Source organism: Acetobacter sp. AAB5 (genome assembly GCF_050106715.1).
In the GTDB taxonomy this organism is placed as follows: domain Bacteria; phylum Pseudomonadota; class Alphaproteobacteria; order Acetobacterales; family Acetobacteraceae; genus Acetobacter; species Acetobacter oryzifermentans.
The window spans coordinates 84,033-100,639 of record NZ_JBNIEW010000011.1 but is presented as its reverse complement, the minus strand read 5'-3'; the positions used below and the strand labels follow the sequence as shown (position 1 = coordinate 100,639).

The 16,607-nt window shown below is 52.1% G+C and carries 15 protein-coding genes; 11 read left to right on the top strand and 4 right to left on the bottom strand.

Annotation, left to right across the window (positions count from 1 at the left end):
* The first annotated feature begins 325 nt into the window (after nt 1-325).
* The 4 genes from ACP7IZ_RS11010 (at nt 326) to spt (ending at nt 4,827) form a co-directional block, all read left to right on the top strand.
* Complete coding sequence (locus ACP7IZ_RS11010; protein ID WP_019088425.1) at nt 326-1,456, top strand: hypothetical protein; 1,131 nt, start codon at nt 326-328, stop codon at nt 1,454-1,456.
* Nucleotides 1,456-3,222, top strand: a complete 1,767-nt coding sequence (locus ACP7IZ_RS11005) for a fatty acyl-AMP ligase (protein ID WP_426849186.1) — start codon at nt 1,456-1,458, stop codon at nt 3,220-3,222. The genes ACP7IZ_RS11010 and ACP7IZ_RS11005 overlap by 1 nt, the downstream gene beginning before the upstream one ends.
* A 132-nt stretch (nt 3,223-3,354) precedes the next feature.
* Nucleotides 3,355-3,606: an acyl carrier protein gene (locus tag ACP7IZ_RS11000; protein ID WP_003625320.1), complete on the top strand. Its 252-nt coding sequence runs from the start codon at nt 3,355-3,357 to the stop codon at nt 3,604-3,606.
* Between the two features lie 6 nt (nt 3,607-3,612).
* Nucleotides 3,613-4,827 carry a serine palmitoyltransferase gene (spt, locus tag ACP7IZ_RS10995; protein ID WP_089179206.1) on the top strand — a complete coding sequence of 405 codons (1,215 nt, stop codon included), beginning with the start codon at nt 3,613-3,615 and terminating at the stop codon, nt 4,825-4,827.
* Between the two features lie 5 nt (nt 4,828-4,832).
* On the opposite strand, the gene ACP7IZ_RS10990 is transcribed toward spt, so the two are convergent.
* Together ACP7IZ_RS10990 and ACP7IZ_RS10985 are read right to left on the bottom strand one after the other, a co-directional pair.
* Nucleotides 4,833-5,786, bottom strand: coding sequence for a hypothetical protein (locus tag ACP7IZ_RS10990; protein ID WP_426849184.1), 954 nt, complete (start codon nt 5,784-5,786; stop codon nt 4,833-4,835).
* 24 nt (nt 5,787-5,810) lie between these two features.
* Complete coding sequence (locus ACP7IZ_RS10985) at nt 5,811-6,791, bottom strand: diacylglycerol/lipid kinase family protein (RefSeq protein ID WP_426849182.1); 981 nt, start codon at nt 6,789-6,791, stop codon at nt 5,811-5,813.
* Nucleotides 6,792-6,886: 95 nt separating this feature from the next.
* Here ACP7IZ_RS10985 and ACP7IZ_RS10980 point away from each other — a divergent pair, with 95 nt between their 5' ends.
* From ACP7IZ_RS10980 to ACP7IZ_RS10960, 5 genes are read left to right on the top strand one after another with little or no spacing between them, the layout of a single operon-like run.
* Nucleotides 6,887-7,837, top strand: a complete 951-nt coding sequence (locus ACP7IZ_RS10980) for a metallophosphoesterase family protein (RefSeq protein ID WP_426849192.1) — start codon at nt 6,887-6,889, stop codon at nt 7,835-7,837.
* The gene (locus tag ACP7IZ_RS10975; RefSeq protein WP_426849180.1) at nt 7,834-9,033 is read left to right on the top strand and encodes an LptF/LptG family permease; all 1,200 of its coding nucleotides are present in this window, start codon (nt 7,834-7,836) and stop codon (nt 9,031-9,033) included. The genes ACP7IZ_RS10980 and ACP7IZ_RS10975 overlap by 4 nt, the downstream gene beginning before the upstream one ends.
* Entirely contained in the window at nt 9,030-10,124 is a 1,095-nt protein-coding gene (locus ACP7IZ_RS10970) for an LptF/LptG family permease (RefSeq protein WP_426849179.1), read from the top strand. Before ACP7IZ_RS10975 ends, ACP7IZ_RS10970 begins: the two co-directional genes overlap by 4 nt.
* On the top strand, nt 10,121-10,906 hold the full coding sequence (locus ACP7IZ_RS10965) for a sterol desaturase family protein (RefSeq protein ID WP_006116581.1): 786 nt from the start codon (nt 10,121-10,123) through the stop codon (nt 10,904-10,906). Before ACP7IZ_RS10970 ends, ACP7IZ_RS10965 begins: the two co-directional genes overlap by 4 nt.
* Nucleotides 10,903-11,709, top strand: a complete 807-nt coding sequence (locus ACP7IZ_RS10960; RefSeq protein ID WP_426849178.1) for a nucleotidyltransferase family protein — start codon at nt 10,903-10,905, stop codon at nt 11,707-11,709. Before ACP7IZ_RS10965 ends, ACP7IZ_RS10960 begins: the two co-directional genes overlap by 4 nt.
* Before the next feature lie 13 nt (nt 11,710-11,722).
* Here the strand turns inward: ACP7IZ_RS10960 and ACP7IZ_RS10955 are convergent, their stop codons facing one another.
* Nucleotides 11,723-12,421 (bottom strand): HAD hydrolase-like protein, encoded by a 699-nt coding sequence (locus tag ACP7IZ_RS10955; protein WP_426849177.1) that lies wholly within the window; start codon nt 12,419-12,421, stop codon nt 11,723-11,725.
* An 82-nt stretch (nt 12,422-12,503) separates the two neighbouring features.
* Here ACP7IZ_RS10955 and glmU point away from each other — a divergent pair, with 82 nt between their 5' ends.
* Both glmU and glmS read left to right on the top strand, forming a co-directional pair.
* Complete coding sequence (gene glmU / locus ACP7IZ_RS10950) at nt 12,504-13,880, top strand: bifunctional UDP-N-acetylglucosamine diphosphorylase/glucosamine-1-phosphate N-acetyltransferase GlmU (protein ID WP_426849176.1); 1,377 nt, start codon at nt 12,504-12,506, stop codon at nt 13,878-13,880.
* Complete coding sequence (gene glmS / locus ACP7IZ_RS10945) at nt 13,880-15,703, top strand: glutamine--fructose-6-phosphate transaminase (isomerizing) (protein WP_150178586.1); 1,824 nt, start codon at nt 13,880-13,882, stop codon at nt 15,701-15,703. The genes glmU and glmS overlap by 1 nt, the downstream gene beginning before the upstream one ends.
* A gap of 57 nt (nt 15,704-15,760) precedes the next feature.
* Here the strand turns inward: glmS and ACP7IZ_RS10940 are convergent, their stop codons facing one another.
* A complete protein-coding gene (locus tag ACP7IZ_RS10940; RefSeq protein ID WP_426849175.1) occupies nt 15,761-16,594 on the bottom strand; it encodes a DUF3108 domain-containing protein in 834 nt (277 codons plus the stop codon).
* Between the last annotated feature and the right edge of the window lie 13 nt (nt 16,595-16,607).

Here is a 16,607-nt window from a genome sequence, read left to right as displayed (position 1 = left end):
CCTAGCAGATCTTCCTAAACCCGCCAAGACCACTCCGTCTCGGTGAAGCAGCTTCTACACCCCATAAACATACGTCGTCAACTCTAAAAATCAGAAAAAATTCATATTCTTGATTTTTTGCCTTAAGCCCCTCCTCTCCCACATCACGAAAAAGCCTTCTTCCTCACATTTCTCCTTATGCGGTGGGGCTTGACTATCGGGCACGCTGAACGATTTGTGCACTGAACAGTAACTTGCTGAGGCCAGACTGCCTTATGGGCAAGCACATAAAGACGCTCATGCTGTGACAAAGGTTCCTATGTTAAACAAGGATGACATTTAACAGATGCGCATTCTCTTCCCTTACATCGCACAGCCGCACCAAACCTTGCATTCTTTGCCGATTGCAATGGAAATTGCGAGCCGTCATCCCGAGGCTGAAGTGCATCTTGCCTGCACCACACAATCGCATCTGGATTATGTGCGCTCACTGGCCGCATATTATCCAGAATCGAAAGTGCAGTTCAGCCTTCTACACCTCCCTCAGTTTCTACGGCGCCAAACTGAACGCTATGGGCAGACCGCTTTTTTTCGTCTGGCGAGCCTATTTTTTAACAAGAATTATTTCTCTTCGTTTCAGGGGATCGTAGTTCCCGAGCGCACTTCACTCTATCTGCGTAAGCTGGGGGTAAATAAGCCAAGGCTGATATGGACACGCCACGGTGCCGGAGATCGGGCTATTGGTTTTGCGCGTGATGTAAAGAAATTCGACTACGTGCTGATGGCTGGGCATAAAATAGAAGAGCGGCTTTTAGCTCAAGGTGCCATCCGTCCTGGCTGTTATCATACTGGCGTTTACGCCAAATTCGATATGGTTCATCGGATGCGCCATCGGACATTACGTCTATTTAACAATAATCGTCCGACTATCCTTTATAATCCACATTTTAATACGCGCCTCTCATCATGGCCTAAAATGGGCCTGAATGTGCTGACACATTTTGCGAACCAAGACCGTTATAATCTTATCTTTGCGCCCCATTATCGGCTGTTTGACAACAAAAAAGCCGAGGCGTTGCAGTTAGAACGTGCGTTTGGGCATTATCCACACATGCTGGTGGATACCGGCAGTGCCCGCAGCATTGATATGACGTACACATCCACCGCAGACATGTATCTGGGCGATGTTAGTTCGCAAGTTGCCGAATTTCTGGTAAAGCCGCGCGCTTGTATGTTTCTGAATGCGCACAATGTTGATTGGGAGGGTGATGAAAATTACCGCTTCTGGTCTTTGGGACCTGTGCTGAATACTATTGACAGTCTAGGAGAAGACATTGAACAAGCCTTTTCGTCGCACAATGCTTTCGTAAATCTGCAAAAAGATTATATACGCGACACGTTCGACCTTGTTGGGGACGAACCGACTGCGCCGGTAGGGGCCGACGCAATTGTTGATTTTCTTCGAATGGCCAGCTGATGAATAGTATGAACCCTGCTTCTGCAATCTCTTTAAATGAAACCCTCCAACCGGTTTCTACCGCATCTGGTCAGCCGCGCCGGTACGGGGATTTTGCAACATTTCCTGAAGCGTTGGACTATGCCGCTCAAGGCGAAGCCGGGTTTAACATTTATTCCGGCAAAGGCGTACTTCTAGAAGCCCTACCCTATAAAGTATTGCGTCAGCAGGCTGTTGATACAGCTTTGCGCCTTTTGGGCATGGGCCTACAGCCGGGAGACCGCGTTGCCATTGTTGCGGAAAGCGATGGTGATTTTGCCCGCATCTTCTTTGGCTGTCAGTATGCTGGTTTGGTTGCGGCTCCCCTTCCCCTCCCTGTCGCTTTTGGCGGCAAAGAAGCCTATCTAAAAACTCTTCGGGGTATGATTACTAGCGCACAAGCCAGCGCCGTGATTATTCCGCAGATTATCGAAGGCTGGACGGACGAAATTGTAACGGGCTTGGGCCTTGTTTTTGCTGGGCCACCAGCTGAGCTTATGGCACGCCCTGTGCCAGATATGCCGCTGCCCGATATTCAACCAGAAAATCTTTCATATCTTCAGTTTTCTTCCGGCAGCACACGCTTCCCCATGGGGGTTTGCGTAAGCCACCGTTCCGGCATGGCGAATGTTTCCTCCATTGCACGCAATGGATTGCAGGTTAAGGAAACAGGGGATCGCTGCGTTTCCTGGCTTCCTCTCTATCACGATATGGGTCTGGTTGGTTTCTTCCTGACGCCCATGACGTGCCAGTTGAGCGTGGACCTGCTGCCAACGCGCGAATTCGCGCGCCGACCACATGTGTGGCTGGATCTGATCAGCCGTAACCGTGGCACCATCGCCTACAGCCCCTCTTTTGGGTATGAACTTTGCGCCCGGCGTCCGGCATCCGAAGGGCTAGATCTCTCCTGCTGGCGGGTTGCAGGCATTGGTGGCGATATGATCCGCGCGCATATTCTGGATGAATTTGCTGCGCGCTTTGCCCCCGCTGGCTTTAGCCCAAAAGCATTTGTAGCCAGCTATGGTATGGCAGAAGCTACGCTCGCCATCAGCTTTGCGCCGCTTGATACAGGCATAGAAACCGATACGGTTGACCTTCCTGCGCTGGAAAGCACAGGAATTGCGCGCCCACCCGCCAGTGCAGACACCCCAAGCCGCACCTTTGTGATTTGCGGGAAAGTTCTGCCTGGGCATGAACTGGAAGTTCGGAATAGTTATGGCCGGGTGCTGAGCGACAGAGAAGTTGGCACTATTTATGTACGTGGCCCCAGCCTGATGAGCGGTTACTTCCGGATGCCGGAAGAAAGCAGCAAAACGCTGGACGCAGACAACTGGCTGAACACTGGTGATCTTGGCTACATGCTCAATGGGCAGATAGTTGTTACTGGCCGCGCCAAAGACTTGATTATTATTAATGGCCGCAACATTTGGCCGCAGGATCTGGAATGGTCTGCCGAAACGCATATTCCTGTCCTTCGTAGCCGAGATGTGGCTGTTTTCTCTCTGGAAAAGGGCGACCATGAAGAAATCGTGGCTCTTATTCAGTGCCGCGCTTCTGCCACAGACACGCGTGAGAAGCTGAGAGCCGAAGCCGCCAGCTTGTTCCGCCGCCTCCATGGGGTAGAAGTTTCTGTCGTATTGGTGCCACCACATGCGCTGCCGCAGACATCTTCGGGCAAACTTACACGTGCCAAAGCCCGCACCATGTATCTAAGCGGCGCGTTTGAGCAGCAGTCTGAAGTCGCCTGACCGGCCTACAGGATTTTATCGCCCGTTTATGATGAGAAAGGCTGGTCAAACTGGCCTTTTTCACCCATAAGGCGGCACTGCGAGCACAAGCTCGGCATAAAACAAACGCCCTTAAGGGATGAAGGATCCGACATGAGCGAAACCGTTGAAAGCGTTTCCGCGCTGATCATTCAAAAGCTCCTCGCCAACCCGAAGGTTCCGCGTGACATTGATGGTAACTGCAAGATCATGGAAGATCTTGCGTTTGATTCTTTGGCCGTCATGAACTTCGTTATGGAAGTTGAAGATAGCTTGGATGTTTCCATCCCGCTCGACAAACTTGCCGATATCCGGACGATTAATGACCTTGCCGCATGCATTGTCGCTCTGAAAAACAAAGGGTGAGCGTGGATGACATCACTATTTTCCAAATTTGAAGGTACGGCAGGCGCGCTGGGTTCTGTAGTCGCCGTAGGTGGCCGCAACCCTTTTGCTGTTGTTATTGAAAAACCTGTATCTTCAACTGTTGGAATTATTGAAGGTCGGGAAACGCTTCTTTTCGGTACCAATAATTATTTAGGCCTTAGCCAATCCAAAAATGCCATTCGGGCCGCCCAACAAGCTGCTGCGGCTTGCGGTGTTGGCACCACGGGCTCGCGCATTGCAAACGGCACGCAGTCTCTCCACCGGCAGCTTGAAAAAGATATTGCCGCGTTTTTTGGCCGCCGTGATGCCATGGTTTTTTCTACGGGTTATCAGGCTAACTTAGGCATTATTTCCACGCTTGCCGGCAAAGACGACCATCTGTTTCTGGATGCTGATAGCCATGCCAGCATTTATGACGGGAGCCGCCTGAGTGCTGCAGAAGTTATTCGTTTCCGCCATAATGACCCGGATAATCTTTATAAACGCCTGAAACGCATGGATGGCACCCCCGGTGCCAAGCTGATTGTGGTTGAAGGCATTTATTCCATGACGGGCAATGTGGCCCCGATTGCAGAATTTGTAGCCGTTAAAAAAGAAACTGGTGCATATCTTCTGGTAGATGAAGCCCATTCCTTTGGGGTGTTGGGTGAAAACGGACGCGGTGCGGCTGAAGCCGATGGTGTGGAAGCTGATGTGGACTTTATTGTCGGCACATTTTCAAAAAGCCTCGGGACTGTTGGGGGTTACTGCGTATCCGACCATCCTGAACTGGAATTTGTACGCCTGAACTGCCGCCCATATATGTTTACGGCATCTCTTCCACCAGAAGTTATTGCTGCAACAACGGCAGCCTTGAGCGATATGCAGGCTCATCCAGAACTGCGTAAACAGCTTATGGCCAATGCTCAGCAACTACATGCTGGTTTTGTAGATATCGGGCTAAATGCGAGTAAACAGGCTACCCCTGTTATTGCGGTTACGCTGGAAACTGCTGAAGAAGCTATTCCCATGTGGAACAGGCTTCTGGAACTTGGTGTTTACGTCAACCTTAGCCTTCCCCCGGCAACGCCAGATTCACGCCCCTTGCTGCGTTGTTCCGTAATGGCCACCCATACGCCAGAGCAGATTGCTCAGGCCATTGCCATATTCCGGCAAGCTGCCGCAGAAGTTGGCGTAACACCAGCACCCACCGCAGCCTAAAACCCTTATTTGCGTTTAAACGCCCCTTGCTGCCACAAGCGCCAAACAATTGGCGGTGCTGCCAGTAAGGGGTGTTTTTCTGCAAACGAAGAAAGCGGCACTTCTATCCCGCTATGGCGTTGAACTTTCCATGCCGCGTAACGTGCCCCACCTGTAAATGTATAAGCTGCCTTAAGTAAGCGCAGAATATTTAAAGGCCGACCGCAAGATGCACGTAATGTCCATTTTTGAATGGCATGTTGCTTTTGTTCCTGTGGGATTTGCGGCGTGACAATCTGATCTTGAGACTTATACGGGATACCCAGCATTTGCCAACACGGCAGTAAAAGCTGCGCATAACGCTGCATATAAGCATCTACAATGCTTTGCCCACGGCCTGCTTTTTCAACCCGCAATTCAACACGATAAGTATTGCGGTACAAGGCGTTCCAATAATCCAGAACGCTGCCTGAATCTGGGCCAAGTTGTGCGGCCCACCATGCGGCAGTCAATACCGCCCGCATAACGCAAGCGTGCAACGCTCCTTGGGCCTCGTTATCCCGCCACCATACCAACCGAACAGGCTGAGAAAAGCGCGCCCAAACAGTGGTATCCAATGTTTGGGTGCGCGTTAGGGAACGAAACTGCGCCAGAGACAAAATGGCAACTTTGGCCCTCAGCAGATGCTCCCCTACCCTGTATTCATGATATTCCACGTTAGGGGGCAAAATGGCATTTGCCAGACAGGAAAGCCGCGCTCTGGGCCAGTCCATCTGCTTTTCTACGATAATATAAAAATCCAGCAGGGTATCATCTTGAATTCCACCCCGTAGGCCAGACCCATAAAACAAAACCCCTAATGGTTGCGCTGTACCCAAAAGATTATGCACAAATTCCGTAACCAAAGGGGATACAGGCGTATGCAGTTCTTGCTCTGTAAGGGTGAAAATTTCTTTCTGCCCCGGCCGAATACCCTTCATGAACTGCTTTTCCACCAGAATGCTTTAAACATGCACAAAAGAAACCACGGGGCCCGCAGAAACAGTCAGGCTGCCATCTTCCCCAGGAGGCAAAACCTCACCATCCAGAATAAAGGATTGGTCCGTACGCAGCACCAATTCGGTTGCCGAACCACTATGATAAGCTGCATCCTGTCGTAACCATTGCGGCGCTTTCCCCCGTAACAAATTCCAGACTGCGCGCCCTAAATGAGGGGGAAAAGCTGCAACATCCAGATAACTAATACCCCGGTCTGCTTCTGTCAGATTCTGCCAGAATGGCCAGATACCGTGGGGCAGCCGATGCAAAGCGGTGCATAAAAACAGAAAATGGTTCTGTTCTGGCAATACCTCACCATCCCGCTCTACTGTAACTTTTGTACCTTCCAGCCATCCTCGCCTATGTTTCGGGCTTAGCAACTGCCAAGCCGTCACAAACAATGTCGCCATAACGGCGGCATCATGCGAATAATTCTTCAGGATTTTGGGATCATGCGCGATTTCAATCCCACGCCCAAAAGCACCCAAACCACCAAAAAAGCCTAGAGAAGCCCCTTCTTTCTGCCCGTTGCGCGTGACCACCAAAGGCTGCCTGCGCCGCACATCGGAAAGAAGGCGTCCGGATGCCAGACGAGCCTGCAAAATCTGTAATGCCTCAACCCCACGCTTACCAAACCCAACATCTGTGGCAATCAGGTTAGTATTGCCAGAAGGCAACACAACAATACTTGGCCACTGCTCTGGTGGGCAGGATGAGGTATAAAGTGCGCTCAGAACATTCCCAACTGTGCCGTCTCCCCCATCCACAACCAGACAGCTTATTTTTTGCTGTAAGAGGGCATAAACCTGCTGCCTTAATGCAGCATGCGTTCTAGGGGAGCAGAACAAAGGCCCCAACATTTTGCCCGCCAGCGCCAGGTACTTGGGATCTGCCTTCAAATTCCGACGGCTACGAGGGTTATAAATCAGGGCAAAACGATCGGACATTCAGCACTCTTGCTATAAACAAACAAAAACGCCAGCGCCTTTTGCCCCGGCTACGGGCGATGGTATAAAGGCTGTTATGGCTCTTGTCACATGCCGTGGGGCCATACCCCGTCACCGGAGATGTGTTTTTCTTGTCCTGCGTTCATATCGCCCATCTGTCTGACCCACATCTGCCACTTGTCGGCTTGCCTTCTTTTAAGGAAATCCGCTTCAAGCGCATCCTCAGTTTGTTGTCTTGGCAACTGCGGCGCAGGCACCTGCATAAATTACCGGCTTTGCAGGCAATCATGCGGGATATCCGCCACTTTCATCCAGATATGGTTGCCCTCACGGGGGATCTGACCAATCTGGGTTTGCTCAAAGAATTTCAGTACGCACGGCAGTGGCTTTTACAGCAAGATTTGCCCCCTACACTGCTTATTCCCGGCAATCATGATGCGCTGATAAAAGAGAATAGCGCTGCCAAACAGGCTCTCTGGGCCGAATGGCTGCATAGCAGCACGCAGTCTGAACCGGCAGCCCCTTCATTGCTGGTAAAAGATCATATCGCCCTTATTGGGGTCAACACGGCCGTTCCCACCTTACCCTTTTTGGCGTCTGGCAAGGCCGGGCAAACCCAGCTTGTGCTTTTGGCGGATCTGTTGCGCCGCACCCGCGTTATGGGATTATGCCGGATTGTGTTACTCCACCACCCTCCGGCGCAAGGCATTGTCAGCCGCCGCAAAGGGCTGGATGATTTCTTGGCGTTTCAAGACGTATTGCGTGCAGAAGGTGCTGAACTTGTGCTTTACGGGCATTCTCATCGTGCGCAAATCACCGCTCTTCCTGGCACAGATATTCTGGCTGTCAGCAGCACCTCTGCGTCCCACATTGCGGATGAACCGGAAAAAAGTGCGGGGTGGAATGCTATTTCCGTGCACAAACAGCCCGATATCTGGCAAATCACCATTCAACACCGCAGCTTAATGCCAGATGGAAGCTTGCAAGATAGCCAAATGAGGCGTGTGTGCAGTGCGCATCGCCTTTTGCCCGCAACCTCGCTATGACAACCCGCATGCTCAATGTGCCTTTCCTGCGCCGGATTGTAGCTTCGCTTCGCCCCGGCACATTAGACCGCTACCTGATTGCTCAGGTTATGCCGCCTTTTTTGGTGGCGCTGTCTGTTGTGATGATTGCCCTGATACTTGAACGCCTTTTGGTGCTGTTCAATCTGCTGGCAGCGGGCAACAACCATATTGGCATATTTATTGGCCTGCTGGCGGCCTTGCTGCCCCATTACCTTGGCTTGGCTATTCCGGCCGCACTTTGCGTAGCGGTGTTTACCGTGATCCGCCGCATGAGCCAGAATGAAGAAATTGATGCCATCAACAGCAGTGGCCTTTCACTGCTGCGGATTACGCGCCCCTATATCCAACTGGGCGTTATCTTGGGTATCCTTTCCTTTCTGCTTTATGGCTTTATCCAGCCTCATGCACGATATGATTTTCGTTCAACCTTTTACATTGCCAGCCACACAGGCTGGGCGCCGCGTTTGCAGCCCCGCATGTTTGCCAGCCCTTCATCTCAACTGACCATTGTTGCGGATAAGGTCTCCCAAAGCGGCTCTGATCTGGAAAATGTTTTTATCCGAGATCTTTCTGAGCAGCAGGAGCGCGATATTACTGCGCGCAACGGGCATATCCGCATCGGTTTGGATGGTGAAACTGTTGAGATTGATCTTACCAACGGCGTGATTGTCACGGATAAAGGGGATGGCGTGCCCAGTCTGGTCACGTTTGATCATTCTACGCGCTACCTTACACATGCCTCGCACGTCTCTCCTTTCCGCACGCGCGGTGAGGATGAACGAGAGCTGACATCCCCAGAACTGGTTGGCCGCCTCATTCGGCATGACCCTTCCATTTCCCGCCCTCATATGCGTTCTGAAGTGCATTTTCGTATGGCGCGCAGCCTTACTGTGCCTTTTATTCCCCTATTAGCGGCCTCTCTGGCTCTTATGCGCAAGCGCCAACGCAACAATGCCGGTCTGCCTCTGGCCTTTATTATTATGGTTGGGTTTGACCACATCATCCAGTTCGGCCACAGCATGGTGGCTACAAAAAAGGCATCGCTCCTGCTTATCTGGGGGCCTGCGTTGGTCTTTATTGTCGGCTGTACGCTGCTGCTACTTTACAAATCAGGCACCTTTCAGGTGTTAAAAGCCTGGCGTTCCCGCTCATCTGCCCAAAAAGCCCTGCCATGAGCCAATCTTCAAGCATGCCCCGCCACGTTCTTCTCCGCTATCTTTCCATGGCGTTGCTTACGCGCGTGATTTTTTGTGGTGCCGTTCTTGTCGGGCTTCTTGAAATTCTGGCCCTGCTTGAACAAACCACCCCTATTTTACAACGTCACTTAGGCGTACAGGGTATTCTCAGCTTTGCGGCCATGCGTGCACCATTTCTGCTGGCTGGCGCACTTCCATTAAGTGTGTTGATTGGCGCGCTGCTTATGCTCACCCAAATGACATTAGCCAGCGAAATTGCCATTCTGCGGGCTTGTGGCCTTTCTACTTTTGGCCTGTATAAATACCTTATCCCCGCCACTCTGGTAATCGGCTTTGCAGGCGTTGTGCTGGATGATCAGGTCACACCCCGGTCTGAGCAGGCATTGGCCGCATGGTGGAACCGTACAGACCCACATCCAGAAAATGGGCATGCCTTCTGGTTCCATGATGGCAACCGTATTGCCCATATTGGCTATACATCGGATGGTGGCAATATGCTGGCCAAGGTGGATATCTATATCCGTGATGCCAACGGGCGGTTACAACAGATTCTCCACGCCAAATCTGCTGATTACACACATACGCGTGGCTGGCTGCTGCACAATGTTGATAGCATTACCGTGGAAGGTGAAAAAACCACGCGCCTGCCTTCTGTTCAGAACATGAGTTGGGACACAAGCCTGCATCCGTGGGAGTTTATCCGCCTGTCTGCCGAAAATCCGCCGCTTTCTTCCACCACCATTCTGGGCATGCTACAAGGGCGCCTACCATCCCATACCAGCCCCGGTTTTCTGGAAGCTGGGCTGCTTGAACGCTTCTTGCGTCCGGCCTCCTTACTTGTTCTTTTGTTGATTGCGCTGCCCACAATCTATATCCCTCCACGGACAGGAACGCGCAGCTGGGTGCCAGTATGGTGCTTGGGCAGCGGGCTGTTGTTTATTATTGTGCAGGGTATGCTACGCGCAATGGGGAATGCGGGGTTGCTACCGCCGGCAATTGCTACCATACCCGCACTGATTATTTTCACACTGGGGGCCATTACTGTGCTCCTGAGGAATGAAACACGATGAGCGGAACGCTAAATAACTCGTCGCTTAAAACCGGGCGCAGCTTTGATCTGGGGAAAATGAACCTCAGGCAGCTTTGGGTGGCATATCTTACCTACCCAACCATCCTGCTCTATTTTGCGCTGGTTATTGCTTCTGCTGCGCTGGCTGCGTACTTTTTTGCAGGTTGGTGGCCAACGCTGGTTTCTATGGTCGCCGTTGTTATTGTGTATCCAGTGGTGTGGTACCTGCTGCACCGCTACGTGCTGCATGGGCGTATCCTGTATAAAATGAAATGGACAGCCGCTCTGTGGAAGCGCATCCATTTTGACCATCATCAGGACCCGCATCTGCTGGATGTTCTGTTTGGCGCACCGGCTACAACACTGCCTACCATTGGGGCTGTCACCATCCCTATTGGTTACCTTATTGGCGGGATTGGCGCTGCAGCCACGGCATTTGGCACAGGCGTTGCCATTACCTGCATTTACGAATTCTTCCACTGCATCCAGCACCTTAACTACAAGCCCCGCGCAAGTTGGATCCAGCGCATGAAAGCGCGCCATGTGCTGCACCATTTCCATGATGAGGATGGCAACTTCGGCATCACCAGCTTTGTGGTGGATCGGATGTTTGGCTCATATTATCTAGATGCCAAAGCCCGCCCCCGCAGCCCCACGGTTTTCAATCTGGGTTACGATGTTAAAGAAGCCCAACAGTATCCGTGGGTCATGGAATTGACTGGCGCTCCCCCGCGTGATCGCCCCGATGGTGCACGCCCAGCGGAGAACAGGAAAGCGGCATGACCGCTTCCTCTCAAAGCATTACAGCTTTTATTCTGGCAGGCTCTCGCCCCGGTAAGCCAGACCCGGTTGCCTTGGCCGGGGGCGTTTCTCACAAAGCACTCCTGCCTATTGGTGGGGTGCCTATGCTCTTGAGGGTAATTGATGCACTGCAACAGGTGCCTCAAATCACCCGCATTGCTGTTTGCATTGAAAACCCACAAATTATTGCGTCTATCTTACCTGCCGGAATAGATATTATTCCTGCGCGTCCTGAAGGCCCAAGCGCCAGCGTATTGGCTGGCCTTGCGCGCTATGGCACGCCTTTGCTGGTAACCACGGCAGATAATGCCCTACTCCAGCCAAGCTGGGTGCAAGAACTGCTGAGTGAGAGCCACCCGCAAGCTGACCTTGCCGTTGCTGTTGCAACAGAAACAACCGTAAAGCGGGATGTACCCAACACGCAGCGTACTTATATTCGGCTTGCTGATCTGTCTTTTTCTGGCTGTAACCTGTTTTTATTCCGCACCTCTGTTTCTGCCCGCGTGGCAGACTTGTGGCAGCATGTAGAAAAAAACCGCAAGCACCCTTTGCGGATTGCTTGGCTTTTAGGGCTGGGCATTCTGCTGCGTGCCCTCTGTGGCAAGCTGACACGGCGCGCGCTTTACCGGCGCATCTATCATCTCACCAGCGCAAAAGCAGAACTTGTTCCACTTTCTGATGGCCGCGCCGCTGTAGATGTAGATAAACCTGCCGATGTTGTGCTGGCAGAAGAACTTGCCTCTACTTTTCCAACGTGTTCCGTTACAAAAACACCCGGCAAATAATTTCTTTTCACACTTAAGCGGGCAGTAACGCAGGCAGCACAGATGGAATATCCATCATGTTGCCCGCTTGTGCATCTGCCTGCGCTGCCAATGCGCTGGAACCATAGCCCCACGCGGCAAACACAAACCTTACGCCAGCTCCAGTCGCCGCACCACAATCTGGTGGCATATCCCCAATCATCACACTACGCGAAACCTCTCCGCCAGCCTGTTTGATTGTGCCCAGTAAATGGGCCGGATCTGGTTTATGGGCGGCAAAACTGTCACCTCCGCCTATTGCTGCAAAAAGTGACGTTAGACCAAAATTGTCTAAAATACGCTGAGCAGCCACCTCCGGCTTGTTGGTACACACAGCTAGCAACCACCCTGCACTTTTCAACTGTTCCAATGCCTGCTGCGTGCCGGGAAACAGACGTGAAAGCCGTGTAGCCCGTGGCGTGTAAAGCTCCATAAACTTCTGTACAGCTTCAGCCTCCGTAAACGGTAAAACATATGGCTGCGAAGTTATGGCCTTCTGCTTTTTACGCCCGGCATCCAGAACGCGTTGCACCAAGGCAGGCACGCCATTGCCTATCATGGTACGCACCTCTGCATCTGTCAGGGATGGAAGATGGCATATTTCCAGTAATTCCCGGCTGCACGCCGCCAGATCCGGCACGGAATCAAGCAACGTGCCGTCCATATCAAAAACAGCAAGACGAGGTGTGAACATGCGGTTTTTCCTTGCCGAGTAAATATCTGAAAACTTTTATGATATTGGCATGTTTGTTTTCCGATGGGGAGACGTTTGACACATGCCGGAGCTTGGCTTACCGCATGCTGTTATGACGTCTATTTCCGCACCACGTCCTGCCACGGCGGTTCTTCTGGCCGCCGGACTGGGCACCCGCATGAAGTCCTCCCGCCCTAAAGCCATGCAATCTCTTGGTGGCCGACCAATGCTGGCACATCTACTTGCCAATGCCGCGGAGGTTTTTGACAGGCTGGTTGTTGTAATCGGCCCAGATATGGAAGAGGTTGCCGAGTTGGCGGCCCCCTATCCAGTGGTTGTGCAGCAAGAACGCTTGGGCACAGCCCACGCGGCCTTGCAGGCCGAAGCCTGGTTTGGTGATGGCGATGTGGCTGTGCTTTATGCAGATAACCCGCTGATTTCGGCTGAAACACTCAATCGTTTGCTGGAAGAGCGCCGCAAGCCAGATGTGGGCTTGGCATTGTTAGCCATGCGCCCTGCTGATCCTGCGCGTTATGGCCGCGTTGTTGCCCAAAATGGCAATGTGGAACGTATTGTAGAATGGGCAGACGCCACGCCAGAAGAACGCGCGATTGACCTGTGCAATGCCGGTGTATTGTGCGCAGATGCCGTAGATTTCCGCCGCTGGCTGCATAACGTGCGCAATGATAACGCCAAGGGTGAATATTATCTGACAGACGTAGTAGATCTGGCTGTAGCCGATAACGTGCAGGTACGCGCGGTAGAAGCTGCAGAAGATGAACTGCGTGGCGTAAACTCTCGTGCAGAACTGGCTCAGGCAGAAGCTGCCCTGCAAACACGCCTACGCAATAAAGCCATGGAAAATGGTGTAACGTTGGTTGCGCCAGAAACTGTGTTTCTAAGCGCTGATACGCAGATTGAAGCCGATGTGTTAATAGAACCTAACGTGTTCTTTGGCCCTGGCGTAACTGTGCAAAGTGGGGCCGTTATTCGCGCTTTTAGCCATCTTGAAGGATGCGAAGTGCAGGCCAATGCGATTGTTGGCCCTTATGCACGTATTCGGGAAGGCTCCACCATTGGCGCTTCTGCGCGGGTTGGCAACTTTGTTGAACTCAAGGCCACAACACTGGGCGAAGGTTCCAAAGCCAATCATCTTACGTATCTGGGTAATGCCGAAATCGGCAGCCACACCAATATTGGCGCAGGCACTATTACCTGCAACTATGATGGCGTGTTCAAACACACCACCACGATTGGAGAGAAAGCCTTTATCGGCTCGGATTCCATTCTTGTGGCACCCGTTACTATTGGAGACAACGCGCTGGTGGCCGCTGGCAGTGTCATTACAAAAAATGTGCCAGATGAAGCTCTGGCTTTTGGCCGGGCACAGCAAGTGAATAAAGCGGAAATGGGCAGGCTTTTTAAAGAGCGCCTGCAAGCAAAAAAGGAAAACGGCTGATGTGTGGGATCTGCGGCGTTGTTGGCCGAAGGCATGCCACCCCTATTGTTTTTGAAGGCCTGCGCCGGTTGGAATATCGGGGCTATGATTCCGCAGGTATTGCCACTTTAGTAGATGGGCGTGTTGAACGCCGCCGTGCAGCAGGTAAACTGGATAACCTTGCTGCATTGCTGAAAAAGGAACCTTTGCCCGGCACCACCGGCATTGGGCATACCCGCTGGGCCACACATGGTGCCCCTACAGCTTGCAATGCCCACCCTCATGGTACCGAGCGCGTAGCCATTGTGCATAATGGCATTATCGAAAACTTTGAAACCCTACGCCGTGAGCTGGAAGCTGCTGGTCAGGTTTTTGAAACAGAAACCGACAGTGAAACCATCGCCCTGCTGGTAGATTACCATCTGCAACAAGGGTTAGAACCCAAAGAAGCAGCCCTGCATGCACTGCGTCGCCTAGAAGGCGCATACGCCGTTGCCATAATTTTTGCTGGCCACGAAGGGCTGATGATTGGCGCATGCCATAGCGCCCCTCTGGCTGTGGGTTTTGGCGAAGATGAAATGTTTCTGGGCTCTGATTCACTGGCTCTGGCCCCGCTGACCCGTCGCATCGCCTACATGGAAGATGGGGATTGCGTTGTTATCACCCCCAAGGGCGCAGAGTTCATGAACTTTGATGGTGTGCCTGTTGAGCGCACTATCCAGCTTACCGCCCTAGCTGCTGGTTCCATCGGCAAAGATGGTTACCGCCACTACATGGAAAAAGAGCTGCACGAACATCCGTTGGTGATCGGCCAGACCTTGCAGCGCATGGTGGATCCGGCTTCTCGTCGCGTTCTTTTACCTGAACTGCCTTTTGATCTGGCAAAAGTGCCACGCGCAGTTATTACCGCTTGTGGGTCTGCCTTTTTTGCGGGGATGATTGGCCGCTACTGGCTGGAAGAAATTGCCCGCTTGCCGGTGGATATAGATGTTGCCAGCGAGATGCGTTACCGCAACCCACCGCTAACGGAAGGGTCCTTGGGGCTGTTGATTTCTCAATCTGGGGAAACAGCAGATACACTGGCGGCCTTGCGTAGCCTGCGTGAAAAAGCGATTCACATTGTTTCCGTGCTGAATGTTGAACACAGCACCATGGCGCGGGAAAGCGATGTTGTGCTGGGCACCGTGGCTGGCCCGGAAATTTCTGTGGCATCCACCAAGGCTTTTACCGCTCAGTTAACCGTATTGGCGTGCCTGACCATTGCCACTGCCCGTGCACGCGGCAAGCTGGATACACTGGCAGAAGAACATCTGGTAAGCGCCCTGTTAGACCTCCCCAGCCGTGCAGCGGAAGTGTTCAACCAAACAGATGCTATTCGTGCCATGGCCCAACTTGTGGTGGAAGCGCGTGATGTTTTGTATCTGGGCCGTGGCAGCATGTTCCCCGTTGCCATGGAAGGTGCGCTCAAGCTGAAGGAAATTTCCTACATTCACGCAGAAGCTTATGCAGCTGGTGAAATGAAGCACGGGCCGATTTCCCTTATTGATCGCACAGTGCCAATTGTCGCCACAGTGCCATCAAACGCGTTGTTTGAAAAAACACTTTCCAACCTGCAAGAAGCCAAAGCACGTGGTGGCCGCCTACTAGTGTTTACGGATACTAAAGGTGCTGAACGTGTATCTGCCATTGCAGAACAGATGGTGGTTCTGCCCCACGTGCATGATTTTGTAGCCCCCATTCTGCAAACCATTCCGGTGCAAATGTTGGCTTATGAAGTTGCTGTACTGAAGGGCACAGATGTAGATCAACCACGTAATCTGGCAAAATCTGTCACCGTGGAATAAATACAAAAAAGCCCCTATCTGCACGGATAGGGGCTTTTTATTTGGGCTTCTTGCCATTTATGGCTGTTGCTGAGGTTTCCCTTCCAGTTCCACCATAATGTGCCCCATTTTGGGGCTATCCACCTCTACTCTTGTAGCCACCATGCCAATCTGGGGAATGTTCTCAAACCAGACGCGCCCCTGCTGAGGTTTTCTGGCTTTGCGGTCTGCACTAGAGAGTTTAAAGCCCTTGATCTGCTGCGCTACAAAACTACAGCGTAAACCATCTTCTCCCCAATCTTTTGATGCGCCATCTGGCAAAGGCTGAACGCCCTCTGTTTGCACCTGCAACGTGCTTAAGCGCACACCATCAAACACCTTAACCGCGCCGTTACCGCAGCCTTGCCCTTCCTGCACCTTGTGCAAAAGCGCCATCAGAATGGCAACATTATCTACTGCACCCTTACGTTCATCTGGCAAAATCTGTTCGCGATCGGTTTCTACAGGCTCCATTGCCTGCACATCTGGCATATCCTGCTTATAGGCAATGGAAAGATGTCGGTTTTTACCGCGAGACCAGCCAGCACTCTCATAGCTTTCTGGTTCAGGCATGCCGCTATTGTAAAAATGCCCCTGCGCGCGGATGTTGATATTGGTTTTCATGAAAAGCTGGAGCAACCCACCCGTCTTGCTTTGGGCAGCTACACTGTACTGGTTGCCGCTCAGACGATAAGCACTGTTAATGGTCATAACATGCAGGCCGTGCGCATACACAAAATAGCGCACCACTGTTTGCGGGGCAGAAACCGCACCAGCAAATGGTGTTGCCGCTATCCCTCCCCCCACAAGCAACAAACCTAAAGCACTGGCTTTGGCAACACGTCGCTTAAATAACAGATGCAAAAAAGACATTAGAAAGTACCTT